Source organism: Paenibacillus sp. Cedars, assembly GCF_003184205.1.
Taxonomy (GTDB): Bacteria; Bacillota; Bacilli; order Paenibacillales; family Paenibacillaceae; genus Paenibacillus_AQ; species Paenibacillus_AQ glucanolyticus.
The window spans coordinates 1,365,192-1,386,869 of record NZ_CP020866.1 but is presented as its reverse complement, the minus strand read 5'-3'; the positions used below and the strand labels follow the sequence as shown (position 1 = coordinate 1,386,869).

Annotated in this window: 24 protein-coding genes and 1 other RNA gene; 8 read left to right on the top strand and 17 right to left on the bottom strand. The window is 50.2% G+C overall.

Annotated features, from left to right (window positions below):
- Positions 1-27 precede the first annotated feature (27 nt).
- Together B9D94_RS08115 and B9D94_RS08110 are read right to left on the bottom strand one after the other, a co-directional pair.
- Positions 28-789 carry a pseudouridine synthase gene (locus B9D94_RS08115; protein WP_148246779.1) on the bottom strand — a complete coding sequence of 254 codons (762 nt, stop codon included), beginning with the start codon at positions 787-789 and terminating at the stop codon, positions 28-30.
- Positions 786-2,399 carry an RsmB/NOP family class I SAM-dependent RNA methyltransferase gene (locus B9D94_RS08110; protein WP_006211676.1) on the bottom strand — a complete coding sequence of 538 codons (1,614 nt, stop codon included), beginning with the start codon at positions 2,397-2,399 and terminating at the stop codon, positions 786-788. Before B9D94_RS08110 ends, B9D94_RS08115 begins: the two co-directional genes overlap by 4 nt.
- Before the next feature lie 159 nt (positions 2,400-2,558).
- Here B9D94_RS08110 and B9D94_RS08105 point away from each other — a divergent pair, with 159 nt between their 5' ends.
- Positions 2,559-3,086 carry a thioredoxin family protein gene (locus B9D94_RS08105; protein ID WP_006211677.1) on the top strand — a complete coding sequence of 176 codons (528 nt, stop codon included), beginning with the start codon at positions 2,559-2,561 and terminating at the stop codon, positions 3,084-3,086.
- Entirely contained in the window at positions 3,083-3,538 is a 456-nt protein-coding gene (locus B9D94_RS08100; RefSeq protein WP_006211678.1) for a PCYCGC motif-containing (lipo)protein, read from the top strand. Before B9D94_RS08105 ends, B9D94_RS08100 begins: the two co-directional genes overlap by 4 nt.
- Before the next feature lie 95 nt (positions 3,539-3,633).
- On the opposite strand, the gene B9D94_RS08095 is transcribed toward B9D94_RS08100, so the two are convergent.
- The 3 genes from B9D94_RS08095 to B9D94_RS08085 are packed head-to-tail and all read right to left on the bottom strand — an operon-like array spanning position 3,634 to position 6,000.
- On the bottom strand, positions 3,634-4,077 hold the full coding sequence (locus tag B9D94_RS08095) for a DUF309 domain-containing protein (protein ID WP_006211679.1): 444 nt from the start codon (positions 4,075-4,077) through the stop codon (positions 3,634-3,636).
- Positions 4,067-4,879 carry a GTP diphosphokinase gene (locus B9D94_RS08090; protein WP_148246778.1) on the bottom strand — a complete coding sequence of 271 codons (813 nt, stop codon included), beginning with the start codon at positions 4,877-4,879 and terminating at the stop codon, positions 4,067-4,069. Before B9D94_RS08090 ends, B9D94_RS08095 begins: the two co-directional genes overlap by 11 nt.
- 26 nt (positions 4,880-4,905) lie before the next feature.
- Entirely contained in the window at positions 4,906-6,000 is a 1,095-nt protein-coding gene (locus B9D94_RS08085) for a quinone-dependent dihydroorotate dehydrogenase (RefSeq protein WP_172964037.1), read from the bottom strand.
- Positions 6,001-6,195: 195 nt separating this feature from the next.
- Between B9D94_RS08085 and B9D94_RS30920 the strand changes: the two genes are divergently transcribed.
- A complete protein-coding gene (locus B9D94_RS30920; protein WP_006211682.1) occupies positions 6,196-6,333 on the top strand; it encodes a hypothetical protein in 138 nt (45 codons plus the stop codon).
- Here B9D94_RS30920 and B9D94_RS08080 read toward each other — a convergent pair.
- From B9D94_RS08080 to B9D94_RS08065, 4 genes are all read right to left on the bottom strand, one after another.
- A complete protein-coding gene (locus B9D94_RS08080) occupies positions 6,330-7,727 on the bottom strand; it encodes a L,D-transpeptidase (RefSeq protein ID WP_063480213.1) in 1,398 nt (465 codons plus the stop codon). The genes B9D94_RS30920 and B9D94_RS08080 overlap by 4 nt on opposite strands.
- Positions 7,728-7,896: 169 nt before the next feature.
- Positions 7,897-8,136 (bottom strand): ferredoxin, encoded by a 240-nt coding sequence (locus tag B9D94_RS08075; RefSeq protein ID WP_063480214.1) that lies wholly within the window; start codon positions 8,134-8,136, stop codon positions 7,897-7,899.
- A 173-nt stretch (positions 8,137-8,309) separates the two neighbouring features.
- The gene (locus B9D94_RS08070; protein WP_082834437.1) at positions 8,310-9,653 is read right to left on the bottom strand and encodes a DNA polymerase IV; all 1,344 of its coding nucleotides are present in this window, start codon (positions 9,651-9,653) and stop codon (positions 8,310-8,312) included.
- A gap of 35 nt (positions 9,654-9,688) precedes the next feature.
- Positions 9,689-10,531, bottom strand: a complete 843-nt coding sequence (locus tag B9D94_RS08065) for an MBL fold metallo-hydrolase (RefSeq protein WP_063480215.1) — start codon at positions 10,529-10,531, stop codon at positions 9,689-9,691.
- 237 nt (positions 10,532-10,768) lie between these two features.
- Between B9D94_RS08065 and cimA the strand changes: the two genes are divergently transcribed.
- The gene (gene cimA / locus B9D94_RS08060; protein ID WP_063480216.1) at positions 10,769-12,385 is read left to right on the top strand and encodes a citramalate synthase; all 1,617 of its coding nucleotides are present in this window, start codon (positions 10,769-10,771) and stop codon (positions 12,383-12,385) included.
- 80 nt (positions 12,386-12,465) lie between these two features.
- On the opposite strand, the gene B9D94_RS08055 is transcribed toward cimA, so the two are convergent.
- The gene (locus tag B9D94_RS08055; protein ID WP_006211688.1) at positions 12,466-13,017 is read right to left on the bottom strand and encodes a TlpA family protein disulfide reductase; all 552 of its coding nucleotides are present in this window, start codon (positions 13,015-13,017) and stop codon (positions 12,466-12,468) included.
- Positions 13,018-13,120: 103 nt separating this feature from the next.
- Between B9D94_RS08055 and B9D94_RS08050 the strand changes: the two genes are divergently transcribed.
- The gene (locus B9D94_RS08050; protein WP_063480217.1) at positions 13,121-13,654 is read left to right on the top strand and encodes a M67 family metallopeptidase; all 534 of its coding nucleotides are present in this window, start codon (positions 13,121-13,123) and stop codon (positions 13,652-13,654) included.
- Positions 13,655-13,668: 14 nt separating this feature from the next.
- On the opposite strand, the gene B9D94_RS08045 is transcribed toward B9D94_RS08050, so the two are convergent.
- Genes B9D94_RS08045 through B9D94_RS08035 form a run of 3 tightly spaced genes read right to left on the bottom strand, consistent with a single transcriptional unit; the run spans position 13,669 to position 16,973 of the window.
- On the bottom strand, positions 13,669-14,409 hold the full coding sequence (locus tag B9D94_RS08045) for a 3'-5' exonuclease (protein WP_006211690.1): 741 nt from the start codon (positions 14,407-14,409) through the stop codon (positions 13,669-13,671).
- Complete coding sequence (locus B9D94_RS08040; protein WP_148246777.1) at positions 14,406-15,485, bottom strand: DUF294 nucleotidyltransferase-like domain-containing protein; 1,080 nt, start codon at positions 15,483-15,485, stop codon at positions 14,406-14,408. The genes B9D94_RS08045 and B9D94_RS08040 overlap by 4 nt, the downstream gene beginning before the upstream one ends.
- Before the next feature lie 48 nt (positions 15,486-15,533).
- Positions 15,534-16,973: an ammonium transporter gene (locus B9D94_RS08035; RefSeq protein ID WP_063480219.1), complete on the bottom strand. Its 1,440-nt coding sequence runs from the start codon at positions 16,971-16,973 to the stop codon at positions 15,534-15,536.
- Between the two features lie 329 nt (positions 16,974-17,302).
- On the opposite strand from B9D94_RS08035, the gene B9D94_RS08030 reads away from it, so the two are divergent.
- Complete coding sequence (locus B9D94_RS08030; protein ID WP_172963922.1) at positions 17,303-17,749, top strand: MerR family transcriptional regulator; 447 nt, start codon at positions 17,303-17,305, stop codon at positions 17,747-17,749.
- 42 nt (positions 17,750-17,791) lie between these two features.
- Entirely contained in the window at positions 17,792-18,472 is a 681-nt protein-coding gene (locus B9D94_RS08025) for a zinc metallopeptidase (RefSeq protein ID WP_006211694.1), read from the top strand.
- Between the two features lie 116 nt (positions 18,473-18,588).
- On the opposite strand, the gene B9D94_RS08020 is transcribed toward B9D94_RS08025, so the two are convergent.
- Both B9D94_RS08020 and B9D94_RS08015 read right to left on the bottom strand, forming a co-directional pair.
- On the bottom strand, positions 18,589-19,524 hold the full coding sequence (locus B9D94_RS08020; RefSeq protein ID WP_006211695.1) for a glutamate biosynthesis transcriptional regulator GltC: 936 nt from the start codon (positions 19,522-19,524) through the stop codon (positions 18,589-18,591).
- A 91-nt stretch (positions 19,525-19,615) separates the two neighbouring features.
- Positions 19,616-20,230 (bottom strand): rhomboid family intramembrane serine protease, encoded by a 615-nt coding sequence (locus tag B9D94_RS08015; RefSeq protein WP_006211696.1) that lies wholly within the window; start codon positions 20,228-20,230, stop codon positions 19,616-19,618.
- Positions 20,231-20,350: 120 nt separating this feature from the next.
- On the opposite strand from B9D94_RS08015, the gene tpx reads away from it, so the two are divergent.
- Positions 20,351-20,869, top strand: coding sequence for a thiol peroxidase (gene tpx / locus B9D94_RS08010; protein ID WP_006211698.1), 519 nt, complete (start codon positions 20,351-20,353; stop codon positions 20,867-20,869).
- Between the two features lie 74 nt (positions 20,870-20,943).
- Here the strand turns inward: tpx and B9D94_RS08005 are convergent, their stop codons facing one another.
- Entirely contained in the window at positions 20,944-21,336 is a 393-nt protein-coding gene (locus B9D94_RS08005) for a DUF1499 domain-containing protein (RefSeq protein ID WP_006211699.1), read from the bottom strand.
- Positions 21,337-21,481: 145 nt separating this feature from the next.
- Positions 21,482-21,673, bottom strand: a non-coding RNA gene (gene ssrS / locus B9D94_RS08000) — 6S RNA.
- Between the last annotated feature and the right edge of the window lie 5 nt (positions 21,674-21,678).

Here is a 21,678-nt window from a genome sequence, read left to right as displayed (position 1 = left end):
CATCCATCCTTTTAAATATCTATTTCTCTATAATGACGCTGTTCTTCCAATCAAAGCCAGCTCTTCTTCGGTCAGCTCCCGATATGTCCCGATCTCGAGACTTTTATCCAGTCGAAGCTCACCCATGCTGACTCTTTTGAGATACACGACCTTTTTGCCGACCGCCTCGAACATCCGCTTTACCTGATGAAATTTCCCCTCATGAATCGTCAGCGAGATGCGCGACAGAATGACTCCGTCATCCCGTTCCTCATGGGAATGGATCACCAGCTCCGCTGGCATGGTAGCATACCCGTCATCCAGGGTGACCCCGGCAGCAAACAGCCGGGCATCTTCTTCCCCGACGCGGCCTTCTACAATCGCTTCATAGGTTTTGGGGATATGCTTTCGCGGTGACAGCAGTTCATGGGCCAATTTACCGTCGTTTGTCAGCAGCAGCAGTCCTTCCGTATCCTTATCCAGTCTGCCCACCGGGAACGGCTCGAAGACAAGATAATCCTTGTCCAGAAGATCCAGCACCGTTCGATCCCGAAGGTCTTCTGTTGCCGAAACGACACCCGGAGGTTTGTGCAGCATTATATACACGTATTCCCGGTATTGAATGGTCTCACCCTCAAACTCAATGATGTCCGTATAAGGATCAACATGTTTGCCGGGATCTTTCATCACCGTGCCATTAACAACAATGCTTCCTTGTTTGGCCATTTTCTTCAGCTCGGCACGTGAGCCGAAACCCAGATTAGAGAGCACCTTGTCCAATCTTTGCGTTGTTCTTCCCTTTGTACTCATACCGATGTCCACCTCCAACCTGCCGGATACTCATTCTTCAGCATGCCTGCCTGCCATTTGCCCCATCCCGCTGAGTACCCGTCTATACAGACTAACACATAACCCTTAGCTTCAGCACCCTGACGGCATACCACGCGCTCCTCAGAGATCGACAGGGTTTCGCCTTTCAAATAACGTACCGCTTCCCCGTCCTCGGAGGACAGACTCACATATCTTGCAGCCTCCTCCGGATGAAGCGCCGTCGCCAGGGGATGACCGGGCACGAACCGTTCATTCTTCAGTTGTCCCATATACCATCCAGGACGGATCACCTTCAGTTGCTTCAGCCGATCTTCCGGCAGCGAAGATATATACACGTGGTTTCCATACAACACAGGGTATCCTGACAGACTTCCATGCAGCTGCTCGCGGATAAAGTCATAAAACGGATCGATTGAGATGTAATCCGCCTGACGATCCCCACTGCCCCGGCGTGATGTCTGCTGACGAGCAGCACTTTTACCGCTTTTACTGTTTTTCCCGGATTGCCCCATCTTTTCTTCCCGGAGTGACAGTTTCCCTTTGCGCTCGCGCGGTTTATCAGTTCGGGAGGAGACGGCAAGCGTCCCGTCGTTCGAATGGTCCTGCAGCATCAAGGCAGCCCGTTTCGATTCGTCATCCCCTGAAGTCAGCTCGCCCTCCCGCTGAAGCACAGCCATAAAATGCCCTTCACCCTTCACCTTATGCGGCCACAACCTGGCCGTTCCGGTCAGCTGTATCAGTACGTCGTCCCCCACGTGCCCTTGTCCTGTCAGCCACTTGGTTTCACCCGGGGAGAAATAGTCCGAATGCTCCACTGGGACTAAGCGAAAATCCTGATGGTTGTTCAGAAACTCCGCAATCATCCCCTCATTCTCCTCCGGTGAGAAGGTGCAGGTGGAATACACGAGCCGACCTCCAGGCGTAAGCATTTTTGCAGCCGACGTCAAGATTTCCCGCTGCATCTCTGCAAATTTAAGGGGAGACGATTCTTCCCAATACTTCAGCATGGATTCGTCTTTACGGAACATTCCTTCGCCGGAGCAGGGAGCATCAATTAATATTTTCGTGAAAAATCGGGGGAAAGCCCCGGCAATCCGCTCCGGGTCCTCATTAAGAACGACGGCGTTCCGGACGCCGTACATTTCCAGGTTTTTGGCCAGCGCCTTCGTCCGGTCGGGATGAAGATCATTGCTGACCAGTACTCCCTCCCCCTTCAGCTTGGCCGCAATTTGCGTGGATTTGCCGCCAGGGGCTGCGCACAGATCCAGCACGATATCCCCAGGGGCAACGCCCAGCAATTCAACCGGCGCCATGGCGCTGGGCTCCTGTATATAATAAAGCCCTGCATGATAGTAAGGGTGCCGTCCCGGGCGTTCCCCATCCCGAATATAAAAACCGGTAGAACACCAGGGAATGGGCTCCAGCTCAAAGGGCGATACCTTCAGGAATTCCTCTCTGCTGATCTTCAGCGTATTGACCCGAATGCCTGCATACGGAAGCTGTTCATACGACTTCATAAAATTGTCATAGTTTTCGCCAAGCAGCGATTTCATCTTCGCCAGAAACGGCGAAGGCAGACGTAATGCCATACTAAGTACCTACCTGTTCTGTATCGTATCGGTTTAAATGATATTTTCGCATTACCGAAGCGGACTTTCGCATGTTCCGCTCCGACTTTTAATATTGTATAATAAACTACATTAAAAAGGACAAGTCCTTGTTATTATTAATCATTAGGGGGTGGATCCATGAACCGCAAAAAAAAGAATAAATACACCGCGTTATACGCCTTTGGCGGAGTCTTCATTGTATTGGTCGCTGCACTCTTTTTCCTGAACGGTCAAGGAGAAGCAAGCGAATTGTATGGCGGTAAGAAGGTCTCCAGCCTGAACCCAGCCACGCAGGAACTCCTTAATGATCCGAACTACCAGCAAATTATTTTGCCGGATCAGCTGAAGAGCAAGGTAGACAACAAAGAGAACTTTTTCGTATACTTCTTTGCTTCCGACTGTCCGCACTGCCGGGCGACAACCCCGGAATTGATGCCTTTAGCAGATGATGCCGGCATTACGATGCACCAGTATAACCTCCGTGAGTACCAGGAAGGCTGGAGGGAATACAACATTGAGTTCACCCCAACGCTTGTCTACTATGAGAACGGTGTGGAGAAAGAACGCATGATTGGCGGATTGAAGCCGGAAGGCTCCAGTGAAGGCTACTCGGTGGATGACTTCAAACAATTCCTTGATAAATACAAGGGGAGCGTGACGCCATGAACCGCACTCGCGCTATACTCTTTACCTTCGTCATTTCAGGCATGCTGCTTACCGCTTGCGGCGGCAAAGAATCCGCTGTGGGGCATCAGCACGGCGCCGATTCTGAACGATACGAGACAACTGCGAGCCTGACGGTCATGCCGGAATTCCTGTCGAGTTATACCGACAATACGCAAGCAACCTATGCCACGGTCGCCGAATTAGAGGACATCATCAAGGATATCAAATGTTATTGCGGCTGTATGGATGAGGAAACCGGCTATCACGATTCCCTCCACCGCTGCTTCATCGCCGAGAGCAAGGACGGCGAAGTCAAATGGACGGACCATGGCGCCCAATGCGGCATCTGTCTGACCGAGCTGCAGGATGCCAAGCGGCTTCATGATGAAGGAAAATCCGTCGAGGAGATCAAAGAGTTCATCGATAACAAATACAAAGGCACCGAATCCTGATCGCTGCATTTCCGCATAAAAGAGCTGCCCGGAGTAGATCACTCTACAGACGGGCAGCTCTTTTTTTCACCTTGTTTCCCCTTGGCACTTCCCATTCAATGGGAATGTGACCGTTCCGGCTTTCGCCGCTGCGGAATGTTGGGTTTTATATTCTCCGAAGCCATCTCAACCGCCTGCCTAAGCTCAGTATCCCCAATTTCTATGGTCAGATCCCTATAGGGAAAAGGATGAGCGTCATAGGATGACAGCTGCTTGGCATAACGGCGCACCTCACTCACCAGCTTCCCAAGGGAGATTCCCAGTTCATCCTCAGGATACACCTCAAGCCAGGATACGGCGCTGGTGAACATCTTGTACGCTCCTCTTACATTGTTGTTCCGAAAATGAAAGAGCCCCACAGCCACTTGCAGCAGTCCCTTATATCTTGGATCGCGGTCCTGCTCAAGCCACAGCTCCTCAAGCACCTCATGACATTCGAAATAATCCTGATCGCGGTTGAAATATACCAGGTAAGCTACGTATAACGGTTCATAACTCATGTTCGTTTACTTTCTTCTTCGCTTCGGAGAGCAGCTCTTTGACCTCGTCGAGCAGTACCTTCATCGCATCCATGTCGTGATTTTGCCAAATCACGTTAAACCGGCTCTGAAATGCAATCGCCTCATTAACCAGATGAAAGAAATACAGCTTGTGAATCGCATTCAGCACCTGCGTCGTAATATTCGAGTCATCCTCGAACTTGCGCTGTGCCTCCAAAATATCCTCGCGGATGCTCGACATCTCCGTATCCAGCGTGTTGGCTGCTTCTCCGGCCTTCTTCAGCCGTGCCCGGATATCATCCGGAAGGCTTTCCCGGTACTTGTAGCTGAGCGAATGCTCAATCGTCGCCCAGAAGTTCATGGCCAATGTGCGGACCTGGATTTCGGCAAGAACTTTCTTTTGTCCCAGGGCAGTTTGCACCGGGTACTCGATAATCATATGAAAGCTACGATAGCCGCTTTCTTTGAAGTTGGTAATATAATCTTTCTCAAATAATACGGTCAAGTCCTTCCGTACCCGGATGTATTCGGCAACCCGCCGGATATCCTCCACGAACTGACACATGATTCGAATGCCTGCGATATCCTCAATCCCGGTTTCCAACTCGTCCATCGGCACATTGAGGCGCTTCGCCTTGTCCAGTATGCTCGAGATCCGTTTGACCCGACCCGTTACGAATTCGATAGGTGCGTATTCCTCCCGCTTCTTCAGCTCGGAGCGCATCGTCTTGAATTTGACCTTCAATTCCTCAACGGTCTGCTCATACGGAAGCAAAAATGTCCCCCAGTCTCTAACGTCCATCGCCTTGCCTCCTGTCTTTAACCCCTTTACCGATGATTAGCCCCGACGGCTTCGGAAATATGGTTGAATCCATCCCGTGCAAGCAGATCCCGAAGACCGGAATGCAGCTTGCGGTTCACCTCAGGCCCTTCATAGATAAGTGCTGTATAAATCTCCACCAGGCTTGCGCCTGCGCGTATTTTGTCATATGCATCTCTCGCCGTAAAAATCCCGCCAGACCCGATAATCGGAAGCGAACCGCCCGTCTGCTTATAAATGCGGGATACAATCTCTGTAGAGCGCTCACGCAGCGGCTTCCCGCTAAGGCCGCCGGTTTCCTTGGCATGACCGTGAGTCAGACCCTCCCGGGAAAGCGTTGTATTTGTTGCGATAATACCCGAAACGCCGCTTGTGCTAATCGTATCCACCATGAACTCCAGTTCGGCATCACTTACATCCGGCGCAATCTTCACCAGAACGGCCTTATCGCCTCCATGGATTTGGGCTTGCCGTGACATTTCGTTCTTAACGGCTTCCAGCAAAGATGCCAATTCGCTTCCATGCTGAAGGCTGCGCAAGTCCGGCGTATTGGGTGAGCTGATATTGACAACAAAAAAGTCACCATACGGAAATAAAGCTTGGATGCAAGCTTCGTAATCACCGTTGGCTTTCTCGTTCGGAGTCGCTTTGTTCTTCCCGATATTCACGGCAACCGGAATACGGCGTTCCTTGAGTGCTGACAGCCTCTTTGCCATCGCCTCTGCACCTTCGTTGTTGAAGCCCATCCGATTGATGAGCGCCTCATCCGGAGGAAGCCGGAACAATCGCGGCTGTTCATTGCCCGGTTGTCCCTTCGGGGTCACCGTGCCTACTTCCATAAATCCGAAGCCGATGGAGGAGAATCCTTTGACGGCCTGTGCATTTTTATCCAACCCGGCGGCAAGTCCGACCGGTGTCGGGAAATGAAGCCCGAACAGGTCCACAGCCAAATCCGGTGTTTCGCTAACACCGTACATCCCCCGCATGACAGCGTCTGCGCCGACCACGCCGGAGGCACGTCCAAGCCCGCCAACGACAAGGTGGTGAGCCTTTTCGGGATCCAGTTTAAAAAATATAGGTTTGCCTATGTTGCGGTACAGCACATCCACTCTTCCTCTCATCCAGTTATTTCTCTATCCTTCAGTTTATCCGTTTCTGTCTCAAAAAGAAAGTTCTTCAGCATAAACCAGGCTATCGACTAATGAGGAAGTGATATGGTAATTTTAGGACAAACCTTATACAATAATAGAAGGTTGTATAAATATTTTCGCGATTATAAGAGAAAGAGGGGAAAGACCATGTCAGCCAAACGTAAACCTCCAACTTTGCAGCAGAAAAAAGAAGAGGTTAATAAGAAGGCCCTCGTATGGATCGGCTCCGGCATCGCTCTTCTTATTATCCTGATTATCGTTCTGATTGTTATTGCCCAGCCTTAATCCAGCCAGTGGTACACCTTGCCGGGGTTAGTCTGACCCTGGGAATGCTTGAGCTTAAAGCGCTCTTTCGGCGTCCACAGTTCTTCAGGAAGGACCCCTTCCTGGATTTTCACGGCTGTCCCCATCGGAATCATGTCAAACAGCTCTTCCACATCTTGCTTGAGCATTCGAATACACCCCTCGGATTCATTCGCTCCAATGCTGTCCACATCTTCAGTGCCGTGTATAGCGTATAACGTATCGGAAAGCTGCATTCCCCGCGTTCCATAGGGACCCTTCGTGGTCCCGTTCGGATTCACAACCTTATCACTGATATGAAAATCGCCCAGCGGCGTCTTCGCTCCGCCTAGCCCGACAGCATAATTACGCAGCAGGACAGAGCCGCTTACAACGGCAAGACGATGATGCTTGCGATCAATGATAACCTGAAGCGGCTGCTCAAAAAAAGGATCGCCTTTCGGTGAAGTTCCCCAGTACCCCGGCTCTTCTGTCATGTGCCCTTGTTGATTCCCTTGTCCGCCTGCTCCCTGCGACTGCTGCTTCATCAGAGCCCCGAACATGTCCTCCATCGCCTTGGAGCGTCCCGACAGCCAATTGTCAGGATACGGTTGTGTCAGATCATTCAAGCTCTTCGGCAGCTGGTCATGCCTGGCCTTATACCTGTTGGCCGCCTCCTGCAGAACCGCCGTTTCGACCTGCAAGTTCGCCCATCGTTCCGCCCCCCGCTTAAGCGCCGAGCTGCTCGCGGGTTCACAATTACATTCTCCTGCTGCTCCTTCATAAGGCTGAATGGCGATAGCCCCTTGATCATTGCGGTGCAATCCGTATAATCGCTCCATATCCTTGCTCCATAGCAGCCATTTGCCCGAGCGCTTCATTCCAAGCGCAACAGACCAGGCAGGCAGCTGCCGAGGCTGCTGGAGGAGTGAGGGCAGCATGCTGGAGGAATTATTCGCCTGACCGGATGCAACGGCTATGTATAGGGGTTCGTTACGGGAATGATTCTTCCCTTTATTGGCGGAAGAAGCTGAAACCGGCTCATCCGGCGGGAATCTGCCTTCTGCAACTTCCGCTGAAGAATAGCCTGGCGCCTGGGCTGGCGGAATGAATACCAATAGCAATAACACCAGCGCTGCAAGCAAACGCCGGATGCGTTTCCGTTTGAGGTCCTTATCCCTTTCCATCTCCAATAAACGCTGCTCATAATTTTTCCATATATCAGACGGAACCTGACTGAGCTCAAAGGCTTCGTAGACTCCCTCCGCCTTATTGTAGCAATAGTTGGCCTTCCCCTGTTCACCGGCTTGCTCATATTCCTTGCCCAGCAAATACCAGGCCATTTTATTATCAGGATGCGTCTCCACATACCTTTTGAGGTACAGCGAATTGTTCATTCGAGAGCCTCCTATATGACATTTTTACCTCTATTATCCTGTATATCGGTATAATGACACCAAATATGTATGAATGCCTATATACGAAAAAACGCCCCCTGCCGTTGAGGAGCAGAGGACGTCGGTATAAGTTCAATTAAGATGGAATATCAGGGATCGAGCGGTGTTCTTATTCTGCTTCAAACGGCTCGTCTGCAATCCGAATTGAATCCGTCGGGCAGCCGTCGCAAGCATCCAGCATATCGTCATGCATATCTTCCGGAATTTCGGTTACCCCGCGGTTGTTGTCTCCGTTGAAAATAACTTCTGCCAGGCCTTCGTCGTCGTAATCATAAATATCGGGTGCCGTTGCGCCGCATGCGCCGCAAGCGATGCAGGTATCTTTATCTACCCAAGTAAACTTCGCCATAGTCTCTCTTCCTCCTGTATATCTATAAACATCTCTATAAGACATAGTATAATATGACGGGTCACCCGTCACCATCTACATATATTAATACAATTTTTTTAGGAATACAAATATATTTCCTAAGATTTTCCGACAAAAATCGGCTCTGCACCTAAGGAAATCAACAACTTTAACTAGTTGTCAAATGATTTGCGATCTGCCTCCTCGGAGGAGGGTCGCTCGGTCTTTTTGTTACCCTGCTCAAGATCCCTTACAAAATCCATCTGCAAGGAAGTCCCTCGCCGTTTATGATTGCGGATGAGTGACGATGGATCATCGCCAAGCATTCCCGCGGTAAGCACCGCACTCTCGCCGAATTTATTGCGCAGTTCGTCCATGACCCGGGTCAGCGACTCCTTCTTCGGCTGTTTCTCATAATCGAACAAGTCCAGCTGAATCGCAGATTCCTCCTTGGCGATCAGCTGCTGCAGCGTTACGCCGAGAAGACGGAGCGGCTTGTCCTGCTTCCAGTGCCGATCATACAGCTTACACGCCTCGCGGTAGATATCCTCCGTCGTTTCCGTCGGGATAGCGAGATGTCTGGATCTGGTAATGGTCTTCATATCCGGTGTACGGAGCGTGATCTGTATACCGCTGGTCATCAGCCCCTGCCTGCGAAGCCGGCGTGCCACCTGATCGCTCAGATTGAGCAGCACCCTTCTCGCCTCATCTGCCGAGGTAACGTCCTGCGGGAGCGTGGTCGTATGCCCGATCGATTTGCTCTGCTCCCGTTCTGCGACCACCGGCGCATGGTCTATGCCGCTGGCCGCGCGTTTCATCCACGATCCCATGACACCGAACGTGGCGGTTAGCAGGCTTTCTTCAGCAGCGGCGAGCTGGCCGATGGTCTGAATATTCAGCTTCCGCAGCTTCTCAGCGGTCTTGCTGCCGATGCCGAACAATTCCGCACATGGCTTGTTCCACAGCACCTGCGGCACATCCCGAATCCGCAGGACGGACAGCCCGTTAGGCTTTTTCATATCCGAGGCCATCTTGGCAAGCAGTTTGTTGGGAGCAATGCCGACGGAGCATGGCAGTGACAGCTCCTCGCGAATGCGTTCCTGGATTTCCCGGGCGATATCCAGCGGCGTGCCGAACTGCTTCGAGCCCGTAATATCCAGATAACATTCATCAATCGAAGTCGCTTCCAATAACGGGGTATACGCATAAGCTATATTCATAAACGCATTGGAATACTTGCGGTAGAGATGAAAATCAGGCTGGATAATCATCAAGTCAGGGTGGATCCGCAGGGCCTGTCTCACATTCATTCCGGTGCGTATGCCGAGTGACCGTGCGGCGTAGGAGCATGTCACAATGACGCCTTTTCGCAGCTCGATGCTGCCTGCAACAGCCGTAGGCTTGCCCCGATAGATCTCCGGCTCCTCCGCCTCATGCACGGAACAGTAAAAAGCATTCATATCCACATGAAGAATAACGCGGCCGCTGGCCGGATAATAATGGTCGATATGTCCCACGGACGGATTCCTTCTTTCTTTCGGTTCGGTTCTACTTAACTCTGATGACTGCCCTCAGCTTGAAACTCATTTTGAATAATTCTCACATTTTCCTTGTGACACTCCGCCGTAAATTCGGAGACAAATCCGTGCTCCTCCTGCAGCTGATCAAGGGCCATATCATCGCCATCAACCACAGCCTGACGCAGCCGCTCCAGATAGCTCCGGGCGATCTCCACTCTTCGATCCATCTCCGATTGGCTTGTCGTATGCTGGCCATGCCCCGGGATGAGCAGAGTTACCGGATGCTCTTTCAGTATCCTTGCAGCTTGGCGAATCGTCTCCTCATAGTCCCATGCACTGTGGTAGATAAACGGGAGCTCAAAATCGGATAAATAGTCACCGGATGCAAATACGCATACGCCCACGGAGTCAATCACGGTGAACAGACCGTCAGCCGTATGTCCCGGCGCTTTATAGAACGTAAGTGTCGTGGAACCTAGTGCGAGCTGCTGTCCATCTTCCTCGATAACGACATCAAGCACAGGGAATTCTATGGGATAGTTGCGAGTAATATAATAGGAAGCATCAAAATCACGAATTAATTTCAGTTTACGCTCTTTGTCCGGGTGATCTCGGAGTCCGGCACTTCCAATCGTCTTGGCATCCGGAAAAGCTTTATATCCAATTATATGGTCATAGTCTCCATGCGTGAAGATGAGATAACAATCCCTGCCTCCCCGAACCCCGTTAACATGTTCACGGATTTCATCGATTTCGTGCGGCAGCCAGTTCGGATCGATGATAATGATGCTCTCATCAAGCTGGATGACCGTTGAAGTGGTCTGAAATAACGCACTTTGAAAAACCGTCACCTGATCATCAGAATATTGAATCATGGCAAGAACTCCATTCCATTATATTTGGTTTAGACATCGGAGTGTCTATGTTATATTTCATCAGGAATCAAAGAATACGGTACCAATGCCTTCAGCATAACGCTCACGCCTGACGATGGTCAACAATGGAGACGCTTTGTGAAAAGTTTTTTACTCTGTTACTTTCCCGCAAAGAAATGCTATAATACAAAATTATAAACAATGCGGTCCAATCCCGGACACCCAAAGGAGGACATCATGTCTAAGTCCATTTCCATCTTTGATACGACACTTCGCGACGGAACCCAAGGCGAAGGAATCAGCTTGTCAGCGGACGACAAGGTCAAAATCGCCAAGAAACTCGATGCACTTGGTGTTCATTATATTGAAGGCGGTATCCCGGGAAGCAACAGCAAGGACATCGAATTTTTCAAAAGAGTCCAGGATCTCGGCCTGACTTCAAAAGTAACCGCTTTTGGCAGCACCCGCCGCAAAGGTTCCATTGCTGATCAGGATGCCAATCTGCTTCGAATACTGGAATCCGGAGTCTCAGCGGCTACCCTGGTCGGGAAGTCTTGGGATTTCCACGTTCACACCGCACTTCAGACGACACTTGAAGAGAATCTGGCCATGATCTATGACTCCATCGCCTTCCTTAAACAGAGAGGCCTGGAAGTGATTTTTGATGCCGAGCACTTTTTTGACGGCTTTAAGAACAATCCGGAATATGCCGTTGCCGTCTTGTCCAAGGCACGGGATGCAGGTGCTGACTGGCTCGTTATGTGCGACACAAACGGAGGGAGTCTGCCGCATGAAATCTCGGACATCGTCACTTCTTTAACCGGGCAGCTCCCTGGCGCTCCACTCGGCATTCATACACACAATGATTGCGAGCTTGCCGTTGCCAATACCCTGAGCGCTGTACAGGCTGGTGTCCAGCATGTCCAAGGCACCATGAATGGATACGGAGAGCGATGCGGCAATGCAAATCTGTGCTCCATCATTCCGAATCTCCAGCTGAAGCTGGGTTATGATTGCATCGGGGACGATAAACTCCGCACCCTGACAAATACCGCACGTTATATCAGCGAAATCGCCAACGTGAATATGCCGGTTAATCAGCCGTATGTTGGCAACGCTGCCTTTGCCCATAAGGGAGGCATCCATGTCTCTGCGATTCTGCGCGATTCCAGAACGTACGAGCATATCGAGCCGGAGAAAGTCGGAAACAAGCAGCGTGTGCTGGTGTCTGAGCTGGCAGGACAGAGCAATATCGTATCCAAAGCGCAGGACATGGGTCTGGCCTTTGATCCGGCCAGCGAGCAATCCAAGCATATTATTGGCAAGATCAAGGAGCTTGAGCACGAAGGGTATCAATTCGAAGGCGCGGATGCTTCGCTGGAGCTGCTTCTTCGGGAAGCAAACGGAGAGCTTCAGGAGCTGTTCACGTTTGAATCCTTCAAAATGCTGGTGGAGAAGTCAGCCGGGCAGCCGGTCGTTTCCGAAGCCTTCGTCAAAGTCAACGTGGCCGGCGAGAGCATCTATACCGCAGCGGAAGGCAACGGTCCTGTCAACGCGCTCGATAATGCACTGCGTAAAGCACTGGTCCAATACTTCCCGACACTCAAGGAAATGCATCTAGCTGATTATAAGGTCCGTGTGCTGGATGACAAGGACGCAACCGCTGCTAAAGTAAGGGTTCTGATCGAATCCAAGAACTTCGAGAATGCCTGGAACACGGTTGGCGTATCCAGCAACGTCATTGAGGCGAGCTGGGAAGCGCTTGTGGATAGTATGCGCTATGCGCTGCTAGGCCAGATTTCACCGGAGCAGACACATGAATCCGCCGTAAGGCAAGGCTTGATTAATCATTGATTTCTGAAATATAAATAAAAGCGCGTATCCGCTATGAACATAGGGAACGCGCTTTTTGATGTCTTACCTCCATCTGACGATTACTTCACCAGCTTGGCAACCTTCTTGTGAAGATCCTCGGGAGCAGGAGCGCCAAGAATAATTTCTTGGATCACGCCATTTCGATCGATAAGGACATTGGTCGGGAACACTTGCCCTTTATACAAATTCTCGAACACCTCTCCTTTCGGATCAAGCAGGATCGGATATCGAAGTTTAAAATCCTTGACGAATTGACGAGCTTTCTTCTCATTGTCGTACTTGGACACGTTCACGCCATAGATTTCAAGCTCATCTGCATATTTCTCTGCCAGCTTGTCAAGCTCTGGAGCTTCCTGCTTGCAAGGTTCGCACCAGGATGCCCAGAAGTTGATGATCATGGCTTTATCGCGCGCTCCGCCGCCGGCATAAGACTTGTCGTCCATCCCCTTCAGGGTAAATGCAGGAGCCAGAAGCCCTGCCCGGGCCCCGGTCTCTGTCGGGAGCGGTTTTTCCTGCATGAATACAGCTTGAATTTGATCACCGGCTTGATTATAGATAACCGCACCTGCTGCGACGATGAGCAGAGCGATAATGATCAGGTTACGTTTCATAGGCATAGGTTCCTTTGCTTATCTTAGTTATAGTCCCTATTGTACCCTGAAACCCTAATCTTTCAAACACACCACGACCTGAATTTTGTCTGGAGGAAAAAAGATGACACCATGCGACGCGCCCCTGGAGCAGCTCCTGCTGCACGCAGAGGTTATTGAACATATAACGGAGCATATGTACGGTTGCCTGCCGCAGGAAGCTTGTGGGGTCCTTATCGGGCATTCACGGGCGGCAAGCCGGACGTTGACCGTTACACAATTTATTCCCGTGAAAAATACAGCGGAGTCTCCGCTGCATTCATTTCATCTGGATCCGGTTCATTGGACCCGTCTGGCTTTAACCGAAAAAGGACTCGTCGGCTTGTTTCACAGCCACCCGCACACTTCGCCCGAGCCATCCCGAGAGGATATGCTTCAGCTTCCATCCTTCGGTGGATTGCTTCAGGTGTATGCCATCGCAAGACCGACAGTTTCAGTTGCCTCTGGCAACCATTCCCTGCAGCTTCATACTTACAAGATCACCAGAGGAAAAACACACATGGAATCCCCTGCCCCTTGTAAAGTAAACACATTGGCACAGCACAATGCGGAGTCGTACGCCCTTGCCCCGATTCCTTTTGATATCCATGAAGGATAACGGGCTCCCCGCTGTTATGCCTCGCTTAAATAAACGTACATATCTCCCAGTGTAGTTGCATCCCCGCGCGCCTGAATCTCTTTTATATAGTCCGCCCACAGCCTGGCGGTCATGCGCGCGTCCGAGAGTGCGTGATGTCTGCCCTCCACCGGAATGCTGCAGTTTCGCAGCAGTTCATCCAGGCTGTAATCCGTCTGTTCCGGATATAGCCTCTGCGCCAGCATCATCGTATCGAGCAGCCTGTGGGTCAAGCGAACCTTTGAAGTTTTCCACAGAGCTGCATTCAGAAATCCCCGATCATGCGCAGCTGCATGGGCGACCAGAACCCTGCCCCCTACAAAAGCCATGAAATCATGCAGTCCCTCCATTAAAGGCGGGGCTGCATCAACCATATGCTGCGTGATGCCTGTCAGCTCGGTTATAAATGGAGGGACAGGGGAACCACTGTTCACGATCATATGAAAGGACTCCTGCTCGATAACCTGTTCCCCGATGACCCGGACTGCACCGAATGATAAAATCTCGTCGCCATGCTGGTGATTGAACCCTGTTGTCTCCAGATCGAATACAACAACCTCAAGCTCGTCCAGTGGAGTTCCAAGGACCTCCGGTCTCCGGTTATCCTTCATCTGGGACCGGATGAAGGCGAGCTGCTGCGCTGTCTGTGCCCCGCGCATGGAGGCGATTGCGGAATTAATGTTACCTGAGCGCAGCGATCTCCAGAAGCCGCCGTTTGATTGTACCGGTTCCGTCATGTGTTCCTCCTTTCCGCAAAACGGTGCTCGCGCTGCAATGACCGGTGTATCCGCCTGACAACACCAAGTGTATCGCGAAGCTCATACTGCATGGTTTTGCTCTTAAGCTGCTCCTGCGGGATATAACCGCTGCTTGTGATCAGTCCATTCTCGATCCGATACGGTGTGTCGTTTCTTAAACGAAGCGCCGTCAGGAAGGCACGCTGGACACTCTCCAGAAGCAGGTTGCCTCCTTCCAGCAGCATGACCCTCTCCATTCGCTTCAGCGTGGAGGTTTCGATGATGCCTCGCTGTAATGCCATCGTTCGAATGCTGTTTACAAGAGGGATATACACGCCATACTTCACATCAAAATCTCCGGCATGCTCACCAAACCGTTCCGTGACAATCCTTCCCATCACATTAAGCGTTGCTTTGTGCTTGACAGTGTTCCGAAGCACGGCATTGCCGATGTCCGGATGCTGTTCAACGGAACTGCGGAAATGCTCCGTCCAGGCTTCCGTAAGCTCGCCAGCACCCGAGATGTGACGCAGGTCCGCAGCGATGATGAAATTGCGAATCGGCTCCCACTGCTGGTCGCTGCACCAATCACTAATCTGATTCTTCCAATCCTCTAGGCGTTTACTCCACAACGGTTCGGAACACATCACCTTTCCCGAACATTTAGGGTAGCCTGTATACTCCAACAGATCCGATAGACGAAGTCCAAATTCCCGAAAAAATGGAAGGTCTTCCTCGCCCAGCTCATCGCCAAGGATCAGACCGTTATCCTGATCGCTCCACAACGTAGCTTCCTGCCTTCCGCTGCTGCCAAAAGCAACAAACGCATAACGTGCAGGAGGCCGGCCGTAGCCAGCCTCCCACATGTCCTGCTCACAGATAGCCGCGGCACGCTGCCCAATCATATCGTGCATCCGATTCACAGAAGCGATCCATTCTCTAAGCTCCATGTCACTACGCTTCTCAAGGAGATGATTCTGACAAGCGATCCGTTCATCTCGTAATTGCTGGGCTGATACTGCTTTCTGAATTTCCGAGAATACCGGAAACAGATTTACGGATTTCAGAGGTTTCATGCCGCGGCCTCCTTATTACATGCTTCATAAGCAATTCATGGTTAGGACTTATAATGACGCATCGCTTCCAGGAGTTGTTTTGCTTCCGGAACGAAACTCGGGAGATTTGCCTTCCGATTCCACCAGGAGTTTCATTTGCTCCGGATATCCATAAGTACCATGCTCACTAATATCTAGACCCATCAATTCTTCTTCTTCCGTTACACGGATACCCATCGTAACTTTCATGATGTACAGAATAATGAATGAAATCACAAGAACGAATGCAAACGTACCGATCAGACCCAGAAGCTGAACCCCAAGCTGTCCGAAGCCGCCGCCGTAGAACAGCCCTGCCTTACCTACACCCGTAATTTCAACAAGTCTTGGTGCTGCGAACAAGCCGGTGGACACTGCGCCCCACATACCCGCAATACCATGTACGGAAAATGCATATACCGGATCATCAATGCCTTTGCGATCAAACCACTGAGCGGTAAAGAAAGTAATCGTACCCGCAACCGCACCGATAACAACGGCCGCCCACGGCTCTACGAATGCGCAAGCGCCTGTAATCGCAACAAATGCAGCAAGGATACCGTTCAGCATGCTAGGAATGTCTGCTTTGCCAAGAACCGCCCACGAGATCAGCAGCGCTGCAAGTGCACCTGCCGCAGCGGCGATGTTTGTATTCAATGCCACGAAACCGAAGAATCCGTCCGTAAGTGCGGAGATGGTGCTGCCTGGGTTAAATCCGAACCAGCCGATCCAGATGATGAATACGCCGAGAACAGATAGGACCTGGTTGTGGCCCGGGATGCTGTTAGGCTTCCCGTCTTTATTATATTTGCCCAGACGAGGTTTCAGAAGAATGGTAGCCACCAAAGCTGCCGTAGCACCAGTCAAGTGAACAACGGTCGATCCGGCAAAGTCCTGCATGCCCAGAGCCCCAAGCCATCCACCGCCCCATACCCAGTGAGCAACAATCGGGTAAATCACGATGGTGAACAGTAAGCCGAACACGATATAAACGCTCAGTTTTGCACGTTCAGCCATACCGCCGCAAGCGATAGCCAGGGATACGGCCGCAAAGGATAAGTGGAACAAGAACATTATCGTGGTAGGCACATCATAAGCCGATAATGAATCGAATGAACCCGATGCATTGTCACCACTTAAGAAGAAACCTTCAAATCCGAAAAAACTGTTCCCGTTACCGAATGCAAGACCAAATCCTAGCGCCCAGAATGCTACGATCGAAATACCGAAAGTCAGGAATGTTTTACCTGCAACGTGCCCCGCATTTTTCATACGAACCGATCCGGCCTCCAGCAGAGCAAATCCTGCTTGCATGAAGAATACGAGCAAAGCTGCCAAGAATACGAACACGGAATTCAAACCAGCCGTTAATTCAACGTTTGTGGCTCCCCCATCAGCGGCGAACGCGCTCGCCGGGAATGCGAGTAGTGCGATTACTCCCGCCATTAAACCTAGCCATCTTTTTTTCATGTTTTACACTCCCCTTTGTGTTAACTAATATAACATATCCTTGAATTCATATTGTCATTATAGGGGGACGCTTGAAAATTCGCAACGGTTTTTTTCAAAAAAAAGTCCAAAATACGTCTTTTATGTAATGTAATATAACATTAAGCGCATACAGTGCAAATGACCTTACATCATATGTAGTTAAAAAAAGGCTTAACTGCAAGGTTTTTTCGTCACAACTATGACGTTTGACTGTATGGTTCCTGATCATGTATCATATTTCTATTAAAATGAAAATATAAATGCATTCATTAATGTCCAATTCAATGAAGGCTTGTGAGGTGATGATTATGGGGATCATGAGCGGAAACCTTTTCCGGATAGGCGAACTGGCCAAGGCTGCCGGAATCAGCGAAAGAACCATTGACTACTATACTAAGCTGGGTTTGATCTCCCCTGAAAAACGGACGTTAAAAAACTACCGGTTGTACAGTTCTGAAACCTTAAGCACTCTCGAACGTATTAATCAGTTAAAGCAAGAGAAATATACTCTCGATGAGATTAAGGAAAGACTGGATCGGTGGAAATCAGTTGCCGATGATTCCGAAATGACGGAAAAGCTGACCAAGCTCGAAATACAGATGAAACAGCTGGAACGGGATGTTAAGGAACTCAATCCACTCCTGAGCGAACTAAAGCCCAGTCAAGCCAAGGAGGTACTTGCTAATATTCTTCCCAAAGGAGCTGCTTGTATCGAGTCACTTCAAATTTTGCTGAATCAGTTCACTTCGATGTAACAATGCCGCGCCAAATTACAACTTAGTATGGGGGTATGATAAATGTATTCTGACTGGATGTTTATTCTCATTATAATCGCGTTTATTTTCTCACTATGGGCTCAATTCCGTGTTAAAGGCACATTTAATAAGTGGGCCAAGGTTGAGAACAGCACAGGCATGACCGGCTACGATGCAGCCCGGCGTATGCTGGATGCCAACGGTCTTCACGATGTTCCCATTGAACCGGTGCCAGGCGCGCTGTCTGACCACTACGATCCGACCAAGCGTGTTGTCCGTCTGTCAGAGCCTGTATATTACGAGCGTTCCATCTCAGCTGTCTCTGTTGCTTGTCATGAGGTCGGCCATGCCATCCAGCATGCCGAGCATTATCCGATGCTCGTTGCCCGTCACAAGATGTTCCCGGTCGTTAACATTGCATCCGGTATCGCGCCGTTTCTCTTGATTGCCGGTTTCCTGTTCCAGGCCATGAACCTTGTCGGTCTCGGCATCATCTTCTTCTCTTGTGCCGTTGCCTTCCAGCTTGTCACCCTGCCGGTCGAGTTTAACGCGAGCAACCGTGCTCGCCAGCTCATGGTACAGGAAGGTTACATTGCCAATGACGAAGAACGTGGAGTTGCTAAGGTATTGAACGCTGCTGCATTGACTTATGTCGCTGCTGCATTGATCTCCTTGCTGGAGCTGATTCGTTATATTATGATCTTTACAAGCAACCGCGATTAACATAACATCGGTATAAGAACTAACAAAGAGGGCTTTCCTCTCACCATTGATCGGTGGAGAGGAAAGCCCTCTTTTTATATTTGATGATGTTTTTCTCGTAATTTAATGAAGCCAACCTAGGGAGCTGAAGCGGTGTCCGCTTTCCCTTCCTTTTTTGGTGACGGGTCAATACCAAAGTATTGAAGCAAGAACGCGCGGAAAGCCTGAGCAACCGGCGGGAGCTTCTCATCGGCACGGTGAATCAGACCGATCGAACGCGTTACCTTCGGCTCGGAAATCCGAACGCGAGCCGGTTGGAGCGGGTTCGTCTGGAAGAGCGCCATTTCAGGAAGCAGACTGACCCCCATGCCGGCAGCAACCAGTCCGCGAATCGTATCCGTCTCCTCGCCTTCAAAGGCAATCTTCGGCGTAAATCCAGCTTCCAGGCATGCGTGCCACACAATCGGACGCAGGGAATATCCTTTGCTGAACAGCACAAAGCGCTCCTCTTTCAATTGTTCCAGCTTAATGGACTGCTCTCCGGCAAGCGGATGATTCGGCGGCAGGATCGCAAACAGCTCCTCTGTCAGCACGATATCCCCATCCACTTGATCATGTCGATCCGGAAAAGGGGATACAAAGGCCAAATCCACCTCGGCCCCGACCACGTCCCGGATCAATGTCGGGAACATCCCCTGTTTGAAGCGGAACTTCACGTTCGGATATTTCTTGCGGAACTCAGCCACAATGGACGGAATCAGATGAATGCCCAGGCTGTGAGGGAAACCGATGCGAATCTCTCCCTGCTCCGGATCCAGAAATTCATGTATCTCGACGACCGCGCGGTCCAAATCCTTCATGATGCTCTCCACCCGTTTGCAAAAAAGCTGACCTACCGGAGTTAACTGCAGATTCCGGCCTTTTTGCATGAACAAATTAACACCAAGCTCTTCTTCCAGCTGATGAATTTGACGGCTGACGGCTGACTGAGCCACATGAAGCTCTTCTGCCGCTTGGGTAACGTGTTCCTTTTGCGCAACCTTTACAAAGTATTGCAACTGTCGTAATTCCACGCCTTTTATCGCTCCATTCTTATTCCCTAGAAGACTTGAAGACTTTATCCAAATCATCCAATTCTATTATAACAGACCCTCTAAGGTCCGATTATGTCCGACGTTTAAATAATCGAATCATGAGGCCGTAGAGGAAAAATCCGCCTACCAATCCGCCGACATGGGCTACAAGACTGACCCCAGGGGTGAACGAGAACAGAATCCCCAGAATAAGCAGGGTATACAGCGTCTTGCGGGACGACTCATCAATGACATGCCGCTGGAACAGGGCGATGTACAGATAAGCGCCATAAGCTCCGTAGATGGCTCCTGATGCGCCTACAAGGAATGTGTAGTGTTCCATGCGCTCATAATAAGCCAATCCGATTACATTACCGAGAACACCGCTGAGCAGATACAGAATAGCAAACTTCCAGCTCCCCATGATTCTCTCCAGCGGAGGAACAAATACCAGCAGTGCAAAGCTGTTGAACAATAGATGATCAAAGCCGTTATGCAAGAACATCGCCGTGACATATCTCCATGCCTGATCTACGAATTCCGGCAAATCCGACAAAGCGCCGTATTTCAGCAGCGTAACCGGATTTCTGGATCCTCCGTCAAACGCTGTAATCACAAACATTACAAGGTTGATCACAAGCAGCAGCGATGTCACAGGATAATAACGCAAATAACTCTTCCAGTTTTCATAACGTACGAAAATCATAGCATCCTCCTCATCCTAACCAGGCCAAGGGCGCCCTTAGTGGACATTCCCTTTTTAAAAAGATTATAATGTACCATGAACCTGATCACCAAACTTTGATATCCAAGGAGGAGATTTTTCATGGCTCAAGAACGTTCAGGAGCTGCCACTTTTAAAGGCAATCCTATTACACTCATCGGACCAGAGCTCAAGGCTGGTGACAACGCTCCAGATTTTACAGTGAGCAAAAACCTGCTGGAAGACGCATCTCTTAAAGATTTTGCAGGTAAAATCAAGCTGATCAGTGTAGTCCCTTCCCTCGACACCGGGGTATGCGACGCGCAGACACGCCGTTTCAATGAAGAAGCCGCTGGACTGGGCGATGACGTTGTTGTTCTTACCGTCAGTGCCGACCTTCCGTTTGCCCAAGCCCGTTGGTGCGGAGCAGCAGGTGTTGACCGTGTCGTCACGCTGTCCGATTATAAATCTCGCTCTTTTGGCGAAGCATATGGCGTGCTCATCAAGGAATTCCAACTCGACATGCGTTCGATCTTCGTAGTGGATGCCAACGATAAAATCGCCTATGTAGAATACCTTGGCGAAATGACAGAGCACCCGAATTACGAGGCTGCCGTAGAAGCGGTTAAATCTCTTAGATAACACCGCCAAAGGCTACATACACTGTACACTTTTAAAAAGCGGGAGAGCAGCTCTCCCGCTTTTTTCTTATTCTACTAAGCATCCACTTTATACTTGCTCAGTTTTTTGTCAAGTACGGCGTACAGGTTCAAGATGACCCGGTAATTCGCCCCCAGATCCCCAAGGGAACCGCGAGACGCCGAATACATATCAACTGCACTGCGAACCGGACTGATGCCGAGCACGGATACGGTAATGTCCAGTGTACGTCCGAATGAGGTTCTTTTCTCGAGTGTGATTTCTCCAACGGACTTAACCTCATGCAGAACTTTGTAGCCCGGAATTTTTTTCAGTGTCGAGGAAACCTCTTCAAAACACTTTTCTTTTGAAAGATTGTAATAACGCGTCTTCAGCTTGGGATCTTTAGCACGGTCGCTTGTGCCGTCATAGCTGCGCACGATACCAATTAAAACTCGTTTTAATGACAAAGACCGTTCCTCCTTTATAAATGACCGTTCCTTTCCATACTCTAGTTTAACATTGTTTATGCTTTCAGCAAACCTTTATATACAGCAAAAAGGCACCTCTTTCACTTCGAATTCGAAATAGAAGAGATGCCTATTCATTGGTTTAACGAAACCCGCCTATGCCGTCCGGTAAACATTGTCTTCGAACCTGCATTAGCAGGTGGGTGACCGCAGAATCGCTTATGAATTCCCCTTGTCATATAGACAGGGCATTCCAGCCACGATTACGTATTGATCTCCCTAGACATCGTCATTGGTTCAAAACAACGGAAAACCGAAACGAACATCGCAGGATGTAGTCTT

Excerpts from the sequence above, each read along its gene's own strand:
- B9D94_RS08065 (WP_063480215.1), bottom strand. The coding sequence starts at position 10,531 with ATGATTCAATATTCTGATGATCAGGTGACGGTTTTTCAAAGTGCGTTA.
- B9D94_RS08040 (WP_148246777.1), bottom strand. The coding sequence starts at position 15,485 with ATGAAACCTCTGAAATCCGTAAATCTGTTTCCGGTATTCTCGGAAATT.
- B9D94_RS08050 (WP_063480217.1), top strand. The coding sequence starts at position 13,121 with ATGACACCATGCGACGCGCCCCTGGAGCAGCTCCTGCTGCACGCAGAG.
- B9D94_RS08115 (WP_148246779.1), bottom strand. The coding sequence starts at position 789 with ATGAGTACAAAGGGAAGAACAACGCAAAGATTGGACAAGGTGCTCTCT.
- B9D94_RS08030 (WP_172963922.1), top strand. The coding sequence starts at position 17,303 with ATGGGGATCATGAGCGGAAACCTTTTCCGGATAGGCGAACTGGCCAAG.
- B9D94_RS08095 (WP_006211679.1), bottom strand. The coding sequence starts at position 4,077 with ATGAGTTATGAACCGTTATACGTAGCTTACCTGGTATATTTCAACCGC.
- B9D94_RS08090 (WP_148246778.1), bottom strand. The coding sequence starts at position 4,879 with ATGGACGTTAGAGACTGGGGGACATTTTTGCTTCCGTATGAGCAGACC.
- cimA (WP_063480216.1), top strand. The coding sequence starts at position 10,769 with ATGTCTAAGTCCATTTCCATCTTTGATACGACACTTCGCGACGGAACC.
- B9D94_RS08080 (WP_063480213.1), bottom strand. The coding sequence starts at position 7,727 with ATGAACAATTCGCTGTACCTCAAAAGGTATGTGGAGACGCATCCTGAT.
- B9D94_RS08105 (WP_006211677.1), top strand. The coding sequence starts at position 2,559 with ATGAACCGCAAAAAAAAGAATAAATACACCGCGTTATACGCCTTTGGC.
- B9D94_RS08025 (WP_006211694.1), top strand. The coding sequence starts at position 17,792 with ATGTATTCTGACTGGATGTTTATTCTCATTATAATCGCGTTTATTTTC.
- B9D94_RS08045 (WP_006211690.1), bottom strand. The coding sequence starts at position 14,409 with ATGACGGAACCGGTACAATCAAACGGCGGCTTCTGGAGATCGCTGCGC.
- tpx (WP_006211698.1), top strand. The coding sequence starts at position 20,351 with ATGGCTCAAGAACGTTCAGGAGCTGCCACTTTTAAAGGCAATCCTATT.
- B9D94_RS08035 (WP_063480219.1), bottom strand. The coding sequence starts at position 16,973 with ATGAAAAAAAGATGGCTAGGTTTAATGGCGGGAGTAATCGCACTACTC.
- B9D94_RS08055 (WP_006211688.1), bottom strand. The coding sequence starts at position 13,017 with ATGAAACGTAACCTGATCATTATCGCTCTGCTCATCGTCGCAGCAGGT.
- B9D94_RS08100 (WP_006211678.1), top strand. The coding sequence starts at position 3,083 with ATGAACCGCACTCGCGCTATACTCTTTACCTTCGTCATTTCAGGCATG.
- B9D94_RS08075 (WP_063480214.1), bottom strand. The coding sequence starts at position 8,136 with ATGGCGAAGTTTACTTGGGTAGATAAAGATACCTGCATCGCTTGCGGC.
- B9D94_RS08110 (WP_006211676.1), bottom strand. The coding sequence starts at position 2,399 with ATGGCATTACGTCTGCCTTCGCCGTTTCTGGCGAAGATGAAATCGCTG.
- B9D94_RS08015 (WP_006211696.1), bottom strand. The coding sequence starts at position 20,230 with ATGATTTTCGTACGTTATGAAAACTGGAAGAGTTATTTGCGTTATTAT.
- B9D94_RS30920 (WP_006211682.1), top strand. The coding sequence starts at position 6,196 with ATGTCAGCCAAACGTAAACCTCCAACTTTGCAGCAGAAAAAAGAAGAG.